Raw genomic sequence first — 18882 nt, 5'->3', positions numbered from 1 at the left:
CCCTCGCAGCCTGCGGCGGACCGCCGGCTTGAGCCGCATCGACCGCCGCATCCTTGCCTGGCGCGCCGCCCTGGCGGTGCTGCTCGGGGTGCTGGCGAATGCGGTGGCGGTCGGTACACCGGGGGCGGTACCCCTGCTGCTCGGCCTGGTCGTGCCGACGCGTTTTGCTAACCGCGGCCAGACCGGCTGGGCCCTTGGTGCCGGTCTGCTGGTCGGGCTGGCCACCCGCGACGCGGGGCTCGCCGTGTTCTGCGGCTTTCTCGGCGTGGTGTCGGTCCTGCTGGCCAGGCGAAGCCTGGGCCAGCGCCTGCTGCTGACCCCGCTTCTGGCCCTGCCGGTGGCAGCCGTGGTGCTGCATCTCGAGCCGCCGCTGGCGCCCTGGCCACTGGCCCTGGCCCTGCTCTGCCTCAACGCCCTGCTCGCCCAGTTCGCCAGCCACCTGCTGTTCGACCTCCCCTTCTCGCGGCAGCGACGCCAGCTGCCCACCCTTCGCAGCCTCCTCACCAGCCGTTTCACCGCAGCCCTGGCTCCGGGGCTGTTCGTCGGCCTGCTGCTGGTGGGCCAGTGGTACTGGCAGGGCATGCTGGTGGACGCCGCCGAGCAGACCCGCCGCGCCCAGGCCCAGCTGTCCACCTATGTCCGCGACCATGTGGGCGAGCATCTGCGGGCCGTGGCCCAGGCGGCCGACAATGCCAGTGCCAGCGGCCACCCTCCGGGGCTGGCTGGACTGCGCCGGCGCCTGAGCGGGTTCCTGACCCTGCTGGTGACCGATGCCGAGGGCAACCTGGTCGACTTCCATGCGCCGGGTGCATCGGGCAGCGTCGGACCGGTCAGCGACCGCGACTACTTCCAGGTGCCGCAACAGACCGGCCAACCTTTCGTCAGCGATGTGTTCCGCGGCCGGGGCTTCGGCAACGACCCGCTGGTGGCGGTCAGCGCGCCCTACCGCGACGCGCAGGGTCACTTTCTGGGCGTGGTCGAAGGCTCACTTTCGTTGGCCGCGATCGGTCGCCGGCTCGCCGAGGTCGGTGCGGCCGAGGGCGTCGACGCGGTGCTCCGCGACGCCCGCGGGGCTGTTATCGCCAGCACCCTGCCCGGTCATGCACCGACCGAACTCCTCGACGACCCGGCACTCAGTCCAGGGGCACGGATGGGCGCCGCCGTACTCAGTGGCACCGGCAACGCCCTGCTGGCAGAGGACGTGATCGACAGCCTCGGCTGGAGGCTGGCGACGCTCCGCCAGCTGGCTCCCATCGCCCGTCACCAGACCTTGGGGCACTTTCTGCTCGGCCTGCTCTGCGTGGCCGGCCTTGCACTGATCCACTGGCTGGCGGCGCGCTTCGCCCGGACGCTTTCCGGGCCGCTGGACCAGCTGCTGCTGCACATCAGGGCAATCGACCTGGAGCAGCCCCACTCGCTGCGCCCGGTCCACCTGGACGGACGCTTCGCCGAGCTGGCCGAACTGCGCGAGGATTTCAACGGCATGCTGCGCCGCCTGGCCGAGCTCGACCAGGGCCTGCGCACCGCGCTGCGCGACCAGGCCGAGACCAACTACGAGCTCGAGCAGCGCGTCGCCCGCCGCACCGAGGACCTGCGCGATGCCCTGTCCAAGGCGCGCCGGCTGGCCGACGCCAAGTCGACCTTCCTGGCCAACATGAGCCACGAGCTGCGCACGCCCCTGACCTCGATCCTCGGCTACGCCGAGCTGGCCATGGAGAGCGATGGCGATGCGCAGGCGCAGCGCGAGGCGCTGGAGACCATCCGCCGTCAGGGCGAGCACCTGCTGGCCGTGGTGAACGACGTCCTCGATGCCGGGCGCATCGAGTCGGGCTCGCTGCGCGTCGAGGCGACCCCGATCGGCATCGCCGAACTACTCCGTGACCTGCGTGCGACGTTCTCCGAGCGAGCCCGGCGGCTGGGTCTCGAACTGGTGGTCGAGGCCGATCCGGACCTTCCGCCAGCCCTGATCGCCGATCCCCTGCGCTTGCGCCAGGTGCTGATCAACCTGATCGGCAATGCGCTGAAGTTCACCCCTGCCGGGCGGATCGAAGTGCGCGCCCGCCGCTGGGGGGCCGCCCTGGTGTTCAGCGTGCGTGACACCGGCATCGGGCTCGACGAGGAGGCACGGCTCAGGCTCTTCCTGCCCTTCTCCCAGGCCGACCTCTCCACCACCCGGCGCTTCGGCGGCTCGGGGCTCGGGCTGTTCATCAGCAGGCGCCTGGCCGAGGCCATGGGCGGCCGACTCTGCCTGCATAGCCGCCCGGGGCTGGGCAGCCGCTTCTCGGTCGTGTTCCCGCTGGGCCTGGCCGCGGCCGAGGCGCCCCCCTTGCCACCCGCTCGCGCGCTGGGTGTCGGCGCGCCGAGGCTGCGTGGCCGGGTACTGGTGGCGGACGACGTCGAGGACCTGCGCCGCCTGGTCATGGTCCTGGTCGGGGCCACCGGAGCCGAGGTCCGCGACTGCGCAGACGGCGAGGAGGCCCTGGCCCTGTCGGCGTCCTGGCGGCCGGACCTGGTACTCATGGACATGCACATGCCGGTCATGGACGGCATGCAGGCGACCCGGCAGCTGCGCAGCCGCGGATTCGCCGGCCCGGTCGTGGCCCTCACCGCCGACGTCCTGGCCGAGGACCGCCGACGCTTCCTCGACGCCGGCTGCACCGACGTTCTGCACAAGCCGATCCGTCGCGACGCGCTGCACGCCCTGCTCGCCCGCCACCTGCCCGCCGCGGGGCGAAGCGTCCCGGCCAGCAGCGCCAGCGCCGGCACGATCGATGCGCTGCGCCAGCGCTACGCTGCGCGACTAGGGGAGGAGTCGACGCAGATCGAGGCACTCGCCGGCGCCGCCGATCGCGATCAGTTGCTGGAGCGGCTGCACACCCTGAAGGGCTCCGCTGGAACCTTCGGTTTCACCGAGGTGTCGGCGGCAGCGGCCGAGCTGGAAGCCTCGCTCAAGTCGCGCAACTGCGCCGGAGAGGACACGCCGGACCTGCTTGCCGCCGTGGTCAGATTGATGCGAAGCGCCGGGGCAGGGTTCAACGCGGATAGCGGGACGACCGCGACTAGCGGTACGCTCAGGGGATGAGCGAACTCCAGCACGTGTTGTGCGTCGAGGACGAGCCCGACATCCGGCTGATCGCCCAGCTTGCGCTGGAGACGGTGGGCGGACTGCGGGTCTCGCTCTGCGCATCGGGCAACGACGCCGTCGACGTGGCCCGCCGCGAGCGCCCGGACCTCGTGGTCCTCGACGTGATGATGCCTGGCCTGGACGGCCCGGGCACGCTGAAGGCGCTGCGCGAGCATCCGGACACCGCGGAGCTGCCCGTGGTATTCATGACCGCCAAGGTGCAGCCGGCCGAGGTCGCCCAGCTGATGGGCCTGGGCGCGCTGGCGGTGGTGGCCAAGCCTTTCGACCCCATGAGCCTCGCCACCCAGCTGCGAGAGATCTGGAGCCGGCGTTGAACGCAGACCGCGTCGCCGCGGCCCGTGCCCAGCTGGACGTGCTCCGGCGGGACTACCGGGAGCGTACGCGCGCGGTGCTGGAGGCCCTGGCCTCGCGGCTGGTCGAGCTGAACGATGTCTCGCTGCTGGACGAGGTCGAATCCCAGTTGCACAAACTGGCCGGCTCGGGTGGCAGCTTCGGCTTCGCCGAGCTCAGCCGGGAGTCCCGCGGCCTCGAACTGATGGTCCGCGAGCAGCGCGGCCGCCGCGACGACAGCGGCCTGGCCTCGCTGGCGATGCGGCTGCGCTCGCTGACCCGGCTGCTGCAGGACGGCACGTCGCGAAGCCAGCGCGAGCGCACCGAAGCACCCGGCGAGAAAGGCCCCGGTGCGGTACTGGTCTGGTCCGCGCATGACGAACTGGCCGACACGCGCCTGGCCAGCACGCTGTCGCAGTTCGGCCACGCGGTCGTCCGCTGCAGCGACCAGTCGCAGCTGGAGGCCGAGATCGCCGATCCGGAGGTCGGTGTCGAAGGCGTGCTCGTCGACCTCGACGTCCAGGGCGCTGCGCCCGCCGCGCGCAAGTCGCTCCTTGAGCACCTCGGCGAGGCGAGGACCCGCGGCGGCGGCCGTCCCCCAAGGCTCTTCGTGCTGTCCAGTGAAGACACCCTGCCGCTGCGCCTGCAGGCCGCGCGGGCCGGCGCCAGCGGGTTCTTCGTCCGACCCTTCGATCCGATGCAGGTGGTCGATCGGCTCGAGCGCCTGCGCGACGAGCAGATCGCGCAGAGCGGCAAGGTGCTGCTGGTCGACGACGATCATCTGCTCGCCCGTCACCATGCAGCGGTGCTGGAGGCGGGGGGCTTCGAGGTCGACATCTGCACCGATCCGCTCAAGGCCCTGGACGCGATGGACCGTTTCCAGCCGGACCTGGTGCTGATGGATCTCTACATGCCGGGCTGCTCCGGCCCGGAGCTGGCCCGCGTGATCCGCATGCACGATGCCTGGCTGGCCACGCCGCTGGTCTTCCTGTCGGCGGAAACCGACCTCGACCTGCAGCTGACTGCCGCCAGCGAGGGCGCCGATGACTTCCTGACCAAGCCGATCGCTGACGGCCATCTGGTCGCGGCAGTGCGCGCCCGCGTGGAACGGGCCCGGCAGGTGGCCCAGCTGATCCATTCGGACAGCCTGACCGGACTGCTCAAGCATGGCCGCATCAAGGAGGAACTGCTGGCCGAACTGAGCCGCGCCCAGCGCCAGGGTCAGCCGCTCAGCCTGGTGATGCTGGACATCGATCATTTCAAGCGGGTCAACGACCGTTTCGGCCACCCGGTCGGCGATCAGGTATTGAGGGCCCTTGGCAACCTGCTGCGCCAGCGTGCACGCAAGTCGGACCGGATCGGACGCTACGGCGGGGAGGAGTTCATGCTGATCCTGCCCGATTGCGCCACCGACAGCGCCCGCCTCCTCGTCGAGGACATCCGCGAGCGCTTCGGCGCCCTGCATTTCAACGCCGCCGGCGAGGAGTTCTCGGTGACCCTCTCGGCCGGCATCGCCAGCTACCCGGCCACCAGCGACTCCGGAGAACTGCTCAATCGCGCCGATCAGGCCCTTTACGCGGCCAAGCAGAACGGCCGCAACCGCGTCGAACTCGCCGACTGAGGCCGCCACCTGCGATCGCTGCGGGCGCAAAGTTCGCATTCGTCCCGGTGCATCAATTGGGCCGATGTTCTGTGGGAGTGCCCTTGGGCGCGACCGCGGAGACGCGCTCTGGCCGCGGTCTGTGGTGAATCCGTAGCGCCGCGGTCGCGCCCACGGACGCTCCCACAGTCGGGCTTCGTTGGGGGTCGGCGAAGGCCTATAGGGTGTGCCTTGGCGCACCGATACGGGCGTTCGGACGGTATGCCCGGTGCGGCCAGCCGCACCCTATGAATGTCTGCTTTGCGCCCGAAGCTCGCGCCGTCGTGGCGACTCGGGTATTCGGTGGCTACGCCCCGTGCGGCGAGGCTGCAACCCTTGGCTCACGCAGCGGCGATCGGGCCAAGGGCCCAGGGCGTGCGGGCCGCGCTAGCCGATGAAGGCCAGCACCGCCTCGGCGACTTCGTCGGCGTGGCTGAGGAAGGGCGCGTGACCGCCGCCATCGATGCGCAGGAAACGGCCGCCCGGGCAGAGCCCGGCCGCGGCCTGCATGCCCTGCCAGGGCACCAGGCGGTCGCGGCGGCCGGCGATCCACAGGCTGGGCACGGCAAGCTGCGGAAGGCCGGTCAGCAGATCCTCGGACTCCAGCACGTGCAGACCGTCTTCCAGGGCATGGCGGGCAGGCTCGCCGCGGGCATAGACCTCGGCCCGCAGGGTGCGCAGCTCTTCACGCATATGGTCGGAGCCGTGCGCCTCCAAGGCCAGGAAGCGGTCGATGGTGGCCCGGTAGTCCTGGCGCAGGCCGGCCTCGAACTGGGCGAACACCTCGCGCTCCACCGCGTGGGGCCAATCGGCACCGCGAACGAACCGCGGCGAGGCGCACAGCAGCACCAGTGAAGCGACCCGTTCGGGGGCGCGAAGCGCCGCCTGCATGGCGATCAGGCCACCGAGCGACCAGCCCAGCCAGGGCGCCGGGGGCAACTCGGCGAACAGCTGGTCGAGCAGGGCATCGCGGTTGAAGGCGCCCTGCCGCGGCGCGCTGTGACCATGCCCGGGCAGGTCGACCAGGTGCAGGGTGCGCTGTTGCGCCAGGCGCTCGGCGAACGGCGCGAAGATCCCGCCGTGCATGGCCCAGCCGTGCAGCAACACCAGCGGTGGACCGGCCCCGCGGATCTCGACATGCAGTGCGGCGTTCACTCTGGCAGGTCTCCCAGCACCGCGCCGAGCGCCTCGATGAGTGAATCCACCTGTTCAGGCTGATGGGCGGCGGAAAAGGTGATACGCAGTCGCGCGCTGCCCTCGGGCACGGTCGGCGGACGAATGGCGACGACGCCGAACCCACGGGTCGCCAGGGCCTCGGCCGCGGCCACCGCCCGCGCGTCCCCACCCAGCAACAGCGGTTGGATCGCGGTCTGGCTGCGCTCAAGTGGCAGGCCCAGATTGAGCGCGCCGGCACGAAAGCGCTCGACCATGGCAGCGAGCTGTGCACGCCGCGCCGCGCCCTCCTCGCCGCGCACCAGCCGCAGTGCCGCGCGCGCCGCGGCCGCGATTGCCGGCGGCAGTGCGGTGGCGAACAGGTAGCTGCGGGCCCGCTGCAGCAGCGAGTCGATCAGTGTCGAATCGCCGGCGACCAGTGCGCCGTAGCAGCCCAGGGCCTTGCCCAGGGTAATCATGTGCAGGTCGAACGCCGCGGGACGAAGACCCAGGTGATCGGCGCTGCCCCGGCCCTCGCTGCCGAGTACGCCAGCGCCGTGGGCATCATCGACCAGCAGCAGGGCCTGCTCGCGGCGACACAGCGCCGACAGCTCGGGCAAGGGCGCGAGGTCGCCATCCATGCTGAACACGCCGTCGGTGGCCAGCAGGGCCGGCGCCGCGGGACGTGCCGCCAGCTGCCTTGCCGCGCCCTCCGGCTCGCCATGCGGATAGCGGCGCAGCTCGGCCCCGGAGAGCCTCGCGCCGTCCAGCAGGCAGGCATGATTGAGCCGGTCCTGCACGCACAGGTCACCGGGCTGGAGCAGCCCCTGCAGGATGCCGAGATTGGCCAGATAGCCCGAGCCGAACAGCAGGGCGCGCTCGCGGCCGAGCCAGTCGGCAACCTCCTCTTCCAGCGCGGCATGCTCGGGATGATGCCCTGCGATGAGGTGTGCCGAGCGCGCCCCGACACCGTCTGCATCCAGCGCCCTCGCCGCCGCCTCGCGCAGGGCGCGATGCCCGGCGAGCCCGAGGTAGTCGTTCTCGCAGAACAGGGTCAGCGGCGCACCATCACGCAGGGCGCGGGTCGGCGAGACCGGCTGCCAGCGCCGCAGCTGCCGCCAGCGCGAAGCCTGGCGAAGGGCCTCGTCCTGCTGCGCCAGCCGCTGGCGCAGCGGCGGCCGCGCGTCGCTCACGCGGCGACGGAGTCGCCGGCCTCGATGCTGGCGTGGACGGTCTTCGACTCCTCGACCAAGGGCATCGGCCGCAGTCCGAGGCGGGCGAACAGGGCGAGGTCCTTCTCGGTGTCCGGATTGCCGGTGGTCAGCAGCTTCTCGCCGTAGAAGATCGAGTTGGCACCCGCCGCAAAACACAGCGCCTGCAGCTCGTCGCTCATCGACTCGCGGCCGGCGGAGAGGCGAACCATCGAGGCGGGCATGAGGATGCGCGCGACGGCGATGGTGCGAACGAACTCGATCGGGTCCAGCTCGGCGGTGCCATGCAGGGGCGTGCCCTGGACCTGGACCAGGCGATTGATCGGCACCGACTGCGGATGCTCGGGCAGGTTGGCCAAGGTCTGCAGCAGGCCGGCGCGCTGGCCGCGGTCTTCGCCCATGCCGACGATGCCGCCGCAGCAGGTCTTCATGCCGGCGGCGCGCACATTGTCCAGGGTATCGAGGCGGTCCTGGTACTCGCGGGTGTGGATCACCTCGCCGTAGAACTCCGGCGCGGTGTCGAGGTTGTGGTTGTAGTAGGCAAGGCCGGCGCCCTTCAGCGTAACAGCCTGTTCAGGGCTGAGCATGCCCAGCGTGGCACAGGTCTCAAGGCCCAGCGCGTTCACCGCGCGGACCAGTTCCGCGACCTTTTCCACGTCGCGGTCCTTCGGCGCACGCCAGGCGGCGCCCATGCAGAAGCGGGTGGCACCGGCAGCCTTGGCCGCGCTGGCGCGAGCGGTGACCTCCTCGACGCTCAGCAACTTGTGCGCCTTGAGGCCGGTGTCGTAGCGCGCCGCCTGCGGGCAATAGGCGCAGTCCTCCGGGCAGCCGCCGGTCTTGATCGACAGCAGGGTCGAAACCTGCACCTCGGCAGGGTCGAAATGCTCGCGGTGGGCGCACTGGGCGCGGAACAGCAGTTCGGGCAGGGGCAGGTCGAACAGCGCCTGCACCTCGGTGCGGCTCCAGTCGTGACGCAGGGGGGTAGCCATGAATATCCTTGCGATGCAGCACGGCGCGGGCGCTGGGCGCCACGCGGAGCGGAGAGTCTGGAAAGCCATCGGGGGCCTGTCAACTTGAACGGGGGCGTATGGAAGCAGCTCGGGGGGCGGATGCTCGACTGGCTGCTGCCGCAGCCCTGCCTGGCCTGCGGACTGCCTGCGGCCGGCGGCCTGTGTCCTCCCTGCGCCGCCGGACTGCCCTGGAACGATCGGGCCTGCCGGCGCTGCGCCCTGCCCCTGCCTTCTGCCGACGACGCGGCGCTGTGCGGCCGCTGCCTGAGGCACCCGCCGCCTGCGACGGCCAGCTTCGTCCTGCTGCGCTACGCCGATCCGGTCGACCGCTGGATGGCGGCACTGAAGTTCTCCCGCCGCCTGGCCTGCGGGGAGCTGCTCTCGGCACTGATGCGGCAGCGCCTTGGCGCCGCCCCATGGATCGCCGGATGCGCGGCGCATATCCCGATGCCCCTGCACCCCGGCCGCCTGCGCGAGCGCGGCTTCAACCAGGTGACCGAGCTGCTGCGGCCGCTGCAGGACGCGCTGCCCGAGGCGCGCCCCGGCTGGCTGCAGCGTCTGCGCCCGGCTCCGCCGCAGAGCGGCCTCGACGCCGCCCATCGGCGACGCAACCTGCGCGGCGCATTCGCCGCCGATCCGGCGGTTCGCGGCCGCTGCCTGCTGCTGGTCGATGACGTGGTCACCACCGGCAGCACGGTGAACGAAGCGGCGCGCTGCCTGCTGCGCGCCGGGGCCGCCGAGGTCCGCGTGCTGGGCTGGGCGCGCGCGGCGCGAGGCATGCGCTGAATCCGCGCGCAGATCCTGAACGCCCGACAACCACGATGCACCGAGATGCCAGGCGGCGCGTATCAGCTTGCGCCGTTCATGACCCGAGGGGTAGGCTCGGAGAACCAGACGATCCATCGAAACCCGTGGGATCAGCATCCGCTGCGACGCCTCGACCGCCCTCGTCGCGGGCCCGCTCCGGTACGACCCACCCGGAGGGGAAAGCATGCCCGCCCAAGTCGTGCAAGATGCCACCGCCCGGCTGCTGATCGTCGACGACGCGCCCAGCAATATCCACCTGCTGCACCAGGCAGTGGAGGGGCTGGGTCAGGTCTTCTTCGCCACCGACGGTGAATCCGCACTGGTCCGTGCGCTTGAGCTGCGTCCCAACGTCATCCTTCTCGATATCGAGATGCCGGGGCTGGATGGCTATGCCGTGTTCGACCGGCTGAAGGCCACTCCCGAGCTGCAGGATGTCGCAGTGATCTTTGTCACCGCGCATGACCGCGCCCCCCACGAGCGAGCCGTGCTGGACCTCGGCGGGGTCGACTTCCTGCACAAGCCCATCGATCTTCCGGTGGCCCGGGCCCGGGTGCGCACCCAGCTTGCCCTGCAGCAGAAGACCCGCGAGCTCGACCGGGCACGTCGCGATCTCGCCGGGGTGCTGGACAGCCTGCCAGGCCTGGTCCTCGAGCTGGACGAAGCCGGACGCGTGCGCTTCTGCAACGACCGCTGCCGGGTCTGGCTGGGGCGCCCGGCCGCCGACCTTCTGGGCGGCGGCATCGACGAGGTGCTTCCCGTGGCCGACAGGCCCGCGTTGATCGAGGCGGTGCATTCGGCACGCGGCGGAGGCCGCGAGGTGCTGGAGCTGGCGCTCGACCGCGACGGCGGCGGCGGCCGCCACGCCCAGGCGGTGCTGGTGCCGCGCGAGAGCGGCGTCCTGCTCCTGCTCACCGACATCACCGATCGGGTCTTTGCCGAGCGTGCGCTGGCCCAGGAAAAAGAGCGCATCCGGATCACCCTGGAATCGATCGGCGACGCGGTCATCGCTACCGATCGCGACGGCATCGTGACCTTCGTCAACCCGATCGCCGAGGACATGACCGGCTGGCTCCGCGCCGACGCCGTCGGCCGGCCCATCGAGGAGGTCATGCAGCTTCACGACCCGATCGAGAAACGCTCCCTGGTCAACCCGATCCGCCTCGCGATCAGCGAGGAACGCACGGTCGGGATGGCGCTGAACTGCCAGCTGCGGCGCCGCGACGGGCGCGACTTCGCCGTCGAGGACTCGGCCGCGCCGATCCGCGACCACCGCGGCGAGATCATCGGTGCCATCGTCGTCTTCCATGACGTCAGCGAAGCACGCGCGATGGCGATCAAGATGACCCACCTCGCCAAGCACGACGCGCTGACCAACCTGCCCAACCGCATCCTGCTCCAGGATCGCTGCCTGCAGGCGGTCGAGGATGCGCGCCGTGAGCAAGGCCGGGTGGCGATGCTGCTGATCGATCTCGACCGCTTCCTGCACATCAACGACGCCGTCGGTCACGCGGTCGGCGACCAGATCCTGCAGACCGTCGCCCAGCGGCTGCGTGCACAGCTCCACGGCGGGGGCACGGTGAGCCGGCAGGGCGGCGACGAGTTCATCGTCCTGCTGCCGGGCGTGGACGAGCTGGAGCAGGTCGGCATGCTGGCGCACCAGCTGCTGGCCGTCGTCGCCGAGCCGTACTGGTGCGAGGACCGGCGCTACGACCTCACCGCCAGCATCGGCATCAGCATTTTTCCCGATGATGCCAGCGACGTCGAAACCCTGCACCGGCACGCCGATGCCGCGATGTACCGCGCCAAGCAGGATGGGCGGGCGAGGTTCCATTTCTTTTCGGCCGAGATCGAGGAGAGCCTGCGCTCGCGGCACCGCCTGGCTTCGGACCTGCGCCTTGCCCTGGAAGGCAGGCAGTTCCGTCTCCATTACCAGCCCCAGGTGGCCGCCGGCAGCGGCCGCATCGTCGGGGTCGAGGCGCTGCTCCGCTGGCCCCGCTCGGGCGCGCCTGCGACGTCGCCCGCGGCCTTCATCCCGATGGCCGAGGAATCCGGGCTGATCGTCCCGCTGGGCGCCTGGGTGCTGGGCGAGGCCTGCGCCGCGGCCTGTCGCTGGCGCGATGCGGGCGCGCCCACCCGGGTCTCCGTCAACGTATCCGCGGTGCAGTTTCTCGACCCGGGCTGGCTCGACCTGGTCCGCGCCACGCTGGCCCGCACCGGCCTGACCGCAGGCCTGCTGGAACTCGAGATCACCGAAGGAGTGCTGGCGCGCGACCTGCCTCGGACCCTTGGCATCATCAACGAGCTGAAGGCGATCGGCGTATCCATTGCCCTGGACGACTTCGGCACCGGCTACTCCAGCCTGTCCTACCTTAAACGCTTCCCGATCGACGTTCTGAAGATCGACCAGAGCTTCGTGCGTGAGATGACCGACGACCCCTGCGACGCAGCGATCGTCGGCGCGGTCACCCGGATGGCCCAGGGACTCGGCCTGCAGCTGGTCGCCGAGGGCGTGGAGACGCCGGCCCAGGCGGACCTGCTCGCCCAGCTCGGCTGCGGCATCATGCAGGGCTACCGGTTCAGCAGACCGGTGCCGGAAGAGGATCTGCTGCGCCTGCTGCTGCACGGAACGCTGACGCCCGACCCCTAGTCTGGCGAGGAAGACCCGGTCGCCACGACCCACTGCGAGGAAACGGACGTCCACCCTGAATGAGCAGCTTTCCCGGCCAGCGCTCAACCCCCATGCTGCCCTCGCGCACCTCGGCCACCATGGCCCTGGCGCTGCTTTGTATTGCGCTGGTCGGCGCCTTCCTCCTTGACCGTCAGGCACGAGTCCAGGCCAGCGCGCAGCTGCGTTCGGAGCTGCTCCGTGTCGCCAGCCACCGCGCCGGCGAGCTGGCCCAGGGCGCCTCGCGCCTGCGCAGTGACACCCTGCTGCTGGCCTCGATGCCACCGGTTCAGGGCCTTGGTCGGACGCTTGCGGCCGGCGGCGCCGACCCGGTGGATGGTTCGAGCCTGTCCGACTGGCGTCAGCGCCTGGAGCAGATATTCGTCGCCTACCTGCAGTCCAACCCGCACGCCCTCCGCGCGCGGCTGATCGGCATCGCCGACGGCGGCCGCGAGCTCGTCCGCGTCGATCGCAGTGGCGACGCCGCAGCCCCCATCGCCAGTGCGGATCTCGGCCAGGAAGGGGCCCGCAGCTTCGTCCTGCGGGGGCTGGGTCTGCCGGCCGGAAGCGTCCTCGTCGATGGTCCTCCTGCCCTTCACGGGCGGGAGGATGCCGACGGTGATCCGGTCCGGACGCTGCGCCTCGTTACTCCGCTCCGCGACGAAGAAGGCAGCACCTTCGGAGTGCTGGTGATCGATGTCGATGCCGATGGCTGGTTGCGCCGCTTCCTCGCCCATTTGCCGGAGGGATTCCTCCCCTACCTGGTCGACCCCGCAGGACGCTACGCGCTGACTCCGCCCTCGGCTGGCCTCCCCGGCCTCGGCGGGGAGAGGGTCGAGCGCTGGCAGGATGAGTTCGATCAGATCGCAAGCGGGAGGCGCGAGGATGGCGAGACGCGCGTGGAGGATTGGCAGCACGTCGCCTACGGACAGCCGCTGATGGTGGCCACCTCCCTGCTGCGGCTTGCGCCGCAGATCGGCGACGGCGAGGCGATGCGGCTGCACATGGTGGCCTCCCCCGACCTGATGGCGCGGCAGGTGCAGCGGTCGCGGCAGGACGCATTGCTGATCGCGGGGCTGCTCGCCGTCGTGGCCCTGGCCGGCGCCCTGCTGTTCCGGCGTGGCGAGCAGCGGCTGCTGGCCCTCCGCCTGGAACAGAGCCGCCTGGCCGCCATCGTCGAGGGCTCGCAGGACGCCATCATCGGCAAGACCCTGGCCGGCGAGGTCACCAGCTGGAATCGCGGCGCTGAACGACTGCTCGGCTGGAGCGCGGCCGAAATGATTGGCCGCTCGATCTTCGACGTGGTGCCCGAAGAGCGCCGGCAGGACGAACGCGACAACCTCGCCTCCATTGCCTCGGGCAATGTGGTGCGGCAGCTCAGGACCGAACGACTGCACAAGGACGGGCGGACGATCAGCATCTCGGCCACGCTCTCCCCGGTTCGCGATGGCGAAGGCAGGGTTGTCGGCGCATCGGTGATCGCCCGTGACATCACCGGAGAACACGTGGCCGCCGAGCGCCTCGCCGACGACCATGCCCGTCTCGAGGGCGAGGTCGAGCTGCGCACCGCGGCGCTGCAGCGGGCACTGGGCCGGGCTGAACAGGCTGATCGCGCGAAGAGCCAGTTCGTCGCCAACATGAGCCACGAGATCCGGACGCCGCTGAACGCGGTGCTCGGCATGCTGGCTCTGATCGAGCGCGGTGGCGCGGCGGCCCAGATGCGCGACTATGCGCGCAAGGCCTCGATGGCGGCGCGATCGCTGCTCCGCCTGCTCGACGACGTGCTCGATTTCTCCCGGATCGAGGCCGACAGGCTCGAGATCGAATCGGCGCCATTCTCCCCTGAATCACTGTTCCGTGATCTGGCGGTGCTGGTCGGCGAGCAGCGTCGCTCCAGCCAGGTCGAGCTGATGTTCGACCTTGACCCGCGTATCCCGCCTACCCTGCGTGGCGATCGCCTGCGCCTGCAGCAGGTGCTCGCCAATCTGGCCGGCAACGCGCTGAAATTCACCGAGGTGGGCAGCGTGGTACTCAAGGCGCGCTGCGTCGGGCAGGACGAGCGGGCAGTGCGGATCAGCTTCGAAATGCGCGACAGCGGCATCGGCATGAGTCCTGACCAGCTGGCAAGGGTGTTCCGTCCCTTCGTCCAGGCGGACGCCAGCACCAGCCGTCGGTTCGGCGGCAGCGGCCTCGGCCTGGTCATCAGCCGCCGCCTGATCGAAGCCATGGGCGGTCAGCTGGAGGGGAGCAGCGAGGTGGGGGTAGGCAGCTGCTTCAGCTTCACGCTTGCCTTTGGTCTGGCGGGCGAAATGGCCGGCGGCGATGCACGCCCGCCACTCGAAGGGCAGCGCGCCCTGGTGGTCGACGACAGTGCGCTCTGCCGCGAGGTGATCGGCAGCATGCTGGAGGCCATGGGCTGTCGCTGCGATCTCGCAGGCTCCGGCTTCTCTGCACTGGAGACCGTCTCCGCTGCCGCGCCAGCGGACCCCTTCGACGTGCTCCTGCTCGACTATCGGCTACCCGATATGGACGGACTCGACCTTGCCCGGCGTATCGTTGAGCTTGACCTCAAGCCCACACCACGGATCCTGCTGGTGACGGCCCATGGCGACGAGTTTGCCGAGGCGCTTCGCGTCGAGCCCGGGCAATCCTGGCCCTGGCTGGCCAAACCGGTCACCCCGGGACAGCTTATCCAGGCCGTACTCGGAGAGGATTCGCCGACCGATGCCGCGATTCGGGGCCGCCGGCTCGAGGGGCTGCGACTGCTGTTGGCCGAGGACAACCCCCTGAACCGCGAGGTTGCGCTCGAGCTGATGCAGGCTGAAGGCGCCGAGGTCACCTGCGTCGGGGACGGCGAGGCGGCGGTCGCCGCCATCACCAGTGAAGGGGTGCGCTTCGACGCCGTGCTGATGGACCTGCAGATGCCGCGGCTGGACGGCCTGGCCGCCACGCGTGCCCTGCGCAAGGCCGGTCATGTCTCGCTGCCGGTGGTCGCACTCACGGCCAATGCCTACGCCCGTGACCGCGACCTGTGCCTGGCCGCGGGCATGGACGCGCACCTCGGCAAGCCGTTCGACATCGATCAGCTGGTGGCCGTGATGCTGAGGGTACTGGGACGCCCGCTGCGCTCTCCTCAGCCAGCGGCCTCACCGGTCACTCCGACCGCCGACGGCCCATGGGAGGCACCGCTGGTCGAGGCGGCCGAGCTTCAGCTGCGTCGCTTCGCCGGAAACCGGCAGGCCCTGCAGCGCGCCCTGCAACGCTTCCCCGCCGAGGCCAAACGTCTGATGGCGGACCTTCAGGAAGCCTGCCGACACGGGGACACCTCGGAAGCCGCCACGGTAGCGCACGCGCTCAAGGGTGTCGCGGCGACGGTCGGCGCGCCGCGGCTTGCGCGGCAGTCGGCGCACCTCGAGGATCTCGCCCGCGATCCGGACGTCCGCAGCGAGCAGCTCCTGCCGCAGCTGGGCGCACTGGAACAGCTGGTCCAGGCTTCCCGGGCAGCGCTGGAGACCCGGCTGACGCAGCCGGATGTTCAGGAATCTCCCGTACCGCGGACCGCGGGCGACGCTCCCGGCAACGAGCTCGAAGCGCTGGCCGGCCTCATCCGTGGTCTGGAGCAGGGCGAGATGGACTCGCTGGCCGGCCTGCGCGGTCTTGCCGACGCACATCCCGGCGATGCCGACTGGGCCGCGGTCGGAACGGCCGCCGAACTGCTCGATCTGACAGCGCTGCGCCGGGCAGCCAGCCGTCTCGGTGCCCGTACGGGTGGCAATGCGGAGCCTGATCAATGAGCCGGGGCGACGCCCGCCGCGCATTCCGCCGCCCGGCTCCATGGCTGCTGCTGGTCGGCGTCATCGCCAGCCTGGTGGGGATGGATCGGCAACGCGAAAGCAATTCGCGTCGACTCACCCAGTCGCTGGAAGAAGCCAGCGCCCGGGTCGCCGAGGAGGTCGAGCGTCGGCTCAGGCTGTACCAGTACGGACTGCGCGGCGCCCGCGGCGCGGTGATCTCCGTGGGCGAGGGGGAGCTCGACCACGCGGCCTTCCTGCGTTACGCGGCGACCCGCGACGTCGACGACGAGTTTCGCGGCGCCCGCGGGTTCGGCTTCATCCGGCGCGTTCCGCCCGCCGGACTGGAGAGCTTCCTGGCGCGGGTCCGCGAGCAGCGGCCTGACTTCGCCGTGCGCGAACTGGCGCCGCATGCCGGTGATCACTACGTGATCGAGTACATCGAACCGGTGTCACGCAACCAGCAGGCCGTCGGCCTCGACATCGGCTCCGAGGCCAATCGCAGGCAGGCGGCGGAACGGGCGATGCGCGAAGGCGAGCCCATCGTTACCGCGCCGATCACCCTGGTCCAGGCCAGCGGGCAGGTGGCCCAGGGGCTGCTGGTGCTGATGCCGGTGTATCGGAGCGCCGGCACGCCCGATTCGGTGGCGGCGCGCGAACGCGAGGCATTCGGCTGGAGCTACACGCCGCTGGTGATGTCCGAAGTGCTTGCAGGCATCGGCCGCTGGGCCCCGAACACCCACATCGTGGTGATGGACGAGGCGCACGCCTCGGCCAGCGGCGAACGCGTACCGCTCTACCAGTCTTCCGACAGCCTCGAACCGGGCAGCGCATCGAGCAGCGTTTCGGCAGTCATCTATGGCCGGGCATGGTCGGTCCGGACCTATGCCCTGCCGGGGTTCGAGGCCCCGCTCAACCTGGTATCGCCGACGCACACTCTCGTCGCCGGCCTGCTGCTCAGCCTGCTGCTCGCCTCGCTGGCCGAGGCGGCCCGCCAGGCGCGCGCGCGCCGTCGCGAGCTGGCACTGCAACAACAGCGCTTGGGCGACATCGTCGCCCATGCCTCGGACGCCATGTTCGGCGAGTCCGAGGATGGAAGGATCATGTTCTGGAACCCGGCATCCGAGCGGTTGTTCGGCCTGCAAACTTCCGAGGCGCTCGGCCAGCGCCTCCAGGACATCGCACGGGTGATCCAGGGGCCCTCGCACGAGGAGACAGGCGACGCCAGCGAGCGCACGCTCGAGCTGCACGACGGGCGGCGGCTGGAGGTGAGCTTTTCGCGCAGCGCCATAGTCGACACGCATGGCCGGACCGTCGGCCACTCCTGCGTGATCCACGACATTTCGCAGCGGCGCGAATCCGAACGCCGGCTGCGCAACTTCAACACCCGCCTGGAGGCCCTGGTCGGCGAACGTACCCGCGAGCTGGAATCGATTCGCCGCGAGCTTCAGCTGGTGCTCGACGCGGTGCCTTCACTGATCGCCTCATGGGATCGCGCGCTGTGCTGCCGGGTGGCCAACCGCTCGAGCCGGGACTGGTTTGCATCGCCGGCCGAGCCCGTTGCCGGCCAGACCATGGAGCAGCTGTGGGGCCGGAGCTTCACCGAGGGACTCCGGCCACATGTCGCCGAGGCCCTCGCCGGCCGCGAGAGCGAGTTCGAACGCGACCTGCCCGAGCCCGGGAACGGAGGCGTGCGCAAGACCCACTGGCGGCTGCTGCCCGAGCGCGATGGCGAACTCATCACCGGCTTCCTTGCTGTGGCCACCGATGTGACCGAGGTAACCCGGCACCGCGATGCGCTGGAGCGCGAGCGCAGCCGTCTGGCGGAAACCGCCCGCACGCTGAAAAGCGTGCTGCGCGCAGCGTCGGAAGTCTCGATCATCGCTACCGACATCGACGGCCTGGTCATCCTGTTCAACGCCGGCGCTGAACGCATGCTCGGCTACCGCCCCGAGGCCGTGGTCGGCAGGCGCCGACTGGTCGAACTGATCGACTCCGGGGAGCTGCAGTCGCGCGCGCGCGCGCTGGCCAACGAGCAGGATCCGAGCCCCACGCCCATGCGCGCGCTCGTCTCCCAGGCCGAACGCGACGGCGCAGAGACCCGGGAGTGGCATTACCTGACTGCGAGCGGCCGGGCACTGGAGGTCTCGCAGACCGTGACCGCCATGCGTGACGAGGACGGTCGCATCACCGGCTACCTGGGCGTCGCCCGCGACATCACCGCCAGCCGGCGTGCCGAACAGGCCAAGAACGAGTTCATCGCCACCGTAAGCCATGAGCTGCGCACGCCGCTGACGGTGATCAGCGGTTCGCTCAAGCTGGTCAACAGCGGAAAGCTCGGCGTATTGCCCGAGCAGGCGGCCCAGGCGCTTCGCGCCGCCGAAGGCAACAGCGAGCGGCTGGGGCTGCTGATCAACGATCTTCTGGATGCCGAGAAACTGGCCGCCGGCATGCTGGTATTCCGGCCCGACCGGGTCGACATGGGCGAGGCGGTGAAGGCGGCGGTGGAGAGCACCCGATCCTATCTTTCCGACCGCAGGGTGCAGATCGACGTCACCCCTCCCGAGATCCCGCCCGCGGTCCGTGTCGATCCGCTGCGCCTCGCCCAGGTGCTGGTCAACCTGCTTTCAAATGCGATCAAGTTCACCCCGCCAGGAGACCGAGTGGAGGTCGAGCTGCTCTGCCGAGGCGGCGAGGCGCTGATCTGCATCCGCGACCGCGGGCCCGGCATACCCGAGGACTTCCGTCACCAGATCTTCGAGCGCTTCGCCCAGGCCGACAGCTCGGACCGCCGCCGGCCTGGCGGAACCGGCCTTGGTCTGGCCATCAGTCGCGGCCTGGTCGAGGGCATGGGCGGTCGGATCTGGTTCGAGGACGCGGAAGGCGGAGGCACGCGATTCTGGGTCGCCTTTCCGGTGCTCGACGAGACGATCGAGGAGTAGTGTGCGTCTGCGCAGATCATCGAGTGCAGCGGGCCGCACCGACGTGCGGTTTGACCATTCCGACCGCTGCGCGGGCGGGGGCGGTCGAGTGCGAGCAACGGGCGCGAAGTTCGCATTCGCCCCGGTCCCGCTGTAGGAGCCAGCTTGCTGGCGATAGGCGCCCCGGAAGCGACGATCGCCAGCAAGCTGG

At 70.5% G+C, this 18882-nt stretch carries 10 protein-coding genes; 7 read left to right on the top strand and 3 right to left on the bottom strand.

Annotation, left to right across the window (positions count from 1 at the left end):
• Window positions 1-28: 28 nt before the first annotated feature.
• From M0G41_RS15395 to M0G41_RS15385, 3 genes are read left to right on the top strand one after another with little or no spacing between them, the layout of a single operon-like run.
• The gene (locus M0G41_RS15395; RefSeq protein ID WP_248210800.1) at window positions 29-3082 is read left to right on the top strand and encodes an ATP-binding protein; all 3054 of its coding nucleotides are present in this window, start codon (window positions 29-31) and stop codon (window positions 3080-3082) included.
• Window positions 3079-3459, top strand: a complete 381-nt coding sequence (locus M0G41_RS15390; protein ID WP_248210799.1) for a response regulator — start codon at window positions 3079-3081, stop codon at window positions 3457-3459. Before M0G41_RS15395 ends, M0G41_RS15390 begins: the two co-directional genes overlap by 4 nt.
• Window positions 3456-5096: a diguanylate cyclase gene (locus M0G41_RS15385; protein WP_248210798.1), complete on the top strand. Its 1641-nt coding sequence runs from the start codon at window positions 3456-3458 to the stop codon at window positions 5094-5096. Before M0G41_RS15390 ends, M0G41_RS15385 begins: the two co-directional genes overlap by 4 nt.
• A gap of 405 nt (window positions 5097-5501) precedes the next feature.
• Here the strand turns inward: M0G41_RS15385 and bioH are convergent, their stop codons facing one another.
• Genes bioH through bioB form a run of 3 tightly spaced genes read right to left on the bottom strand, consistent with a single transcriptional unit; the run spans window position 5502 to window position 8466 of the window.
• Complete coding sequence (gene bioH, locus M0G41_RS15380; protein ID WP_248210864.1) at window positions 5502-6257, bottom strand: pimeloyl-ACP methyl ester esterase BioH; 756 nt, start codon at window positions 6255-6257, stop codon at window positions 5502-5504.
• A gap of 8 nt (window positions 6258-6265) precedes the next feature.
• Complete coding sequence (gene bioF / locus M0G41_RS15375) at window positions 6266-7459, bottom strand: 8-amino-7-oxononanoate synthase (RefSeq protein WP_248210797.1); 1194 nt, start codon at window positions 7457-7459, stop codon at window positions 6266-6268.
• Entirely contained in the window at window positions 7456-8466 is a 1011-nt protein-coding gene (gene bioB / locus M0G41_RS15370; protein WP_248210796.1) for a biotin synthase BioB, read from the bottom strand. The genes bioF and bioB overlap by 4 nt, the downstream gene beginning before the upstream one ends.
• Window positions 8467-8586: 120 nt before the next feature.
• Here bioB and M0G41_RS15365 point away from each other — a divergent pair, with 120 nt between their 5' ends.
• The 4 genes from M0G41_RS15365 (at window position 8587) to M0G41_RS15350 (ending at window position 18692) form a co-directional block, all read left to right on the top strand.
• Entirely contained in the window at window positions 8587-9273 is a 687-nt protein-coding gene (locus M0G41_RS15365; protein ID WP_248210795.1) for a ComF family protein, read from the top strand.
• Window positions 9274-9478: 205 nt separating this feature from the next.
• Window positions 9479-11941, top strand: coding sequence for a two-component system response regulator (locus M0G41_RS15360; RefSeq protein ID WP_248210794.1), 2463 nt, complete (start codon window positions 9479-9481; stop codon window positions 11939-11941).
• Window positions 11942-12000: 59 nt separating this feature from the next.
• Window positions 12001-15753 carry a response regulator gene (locus tag M0G41_RS15355; protein WP_248210793.1) on the top strand — a complete coding sequence of 1251 codons (3753 nt, stop codon included), beginning with the start codon at window positions 12001-12003 and terminating at the stop codon, window positions 15751-15753.
• A complete protein-coding gene (locus tag M0G41_RS15350) occupies window positions 15750-18692 on the top strand; it encodes a CHASE domain-containing protein (protein WP_248210791.1) in 2943 nt (980 codons plus the stop codon). The genes M0G41_RS15355 and M0G41_RS15350 overlap by 4 nt, the downstream gene beginning before the upstream one ends.
• The last annotated feature ends 190 nt before the right edge of the window (window positions 18693-18882 follow it).

The organism is Pseudomarimonas salicorniae (assembly GCF_023156535.1).
Classification (GTDB): domain Bacteria; phylum Pseudomonadota; class Gammaproteobacteria; order Xanthomonadales; family Xanthomonadaceae; genus Pseudomarimonas; species Pseudomarimonas salicorniae.
This window is presented reverse-complemented; position numbering and strand designations above follow the sequence as displayed.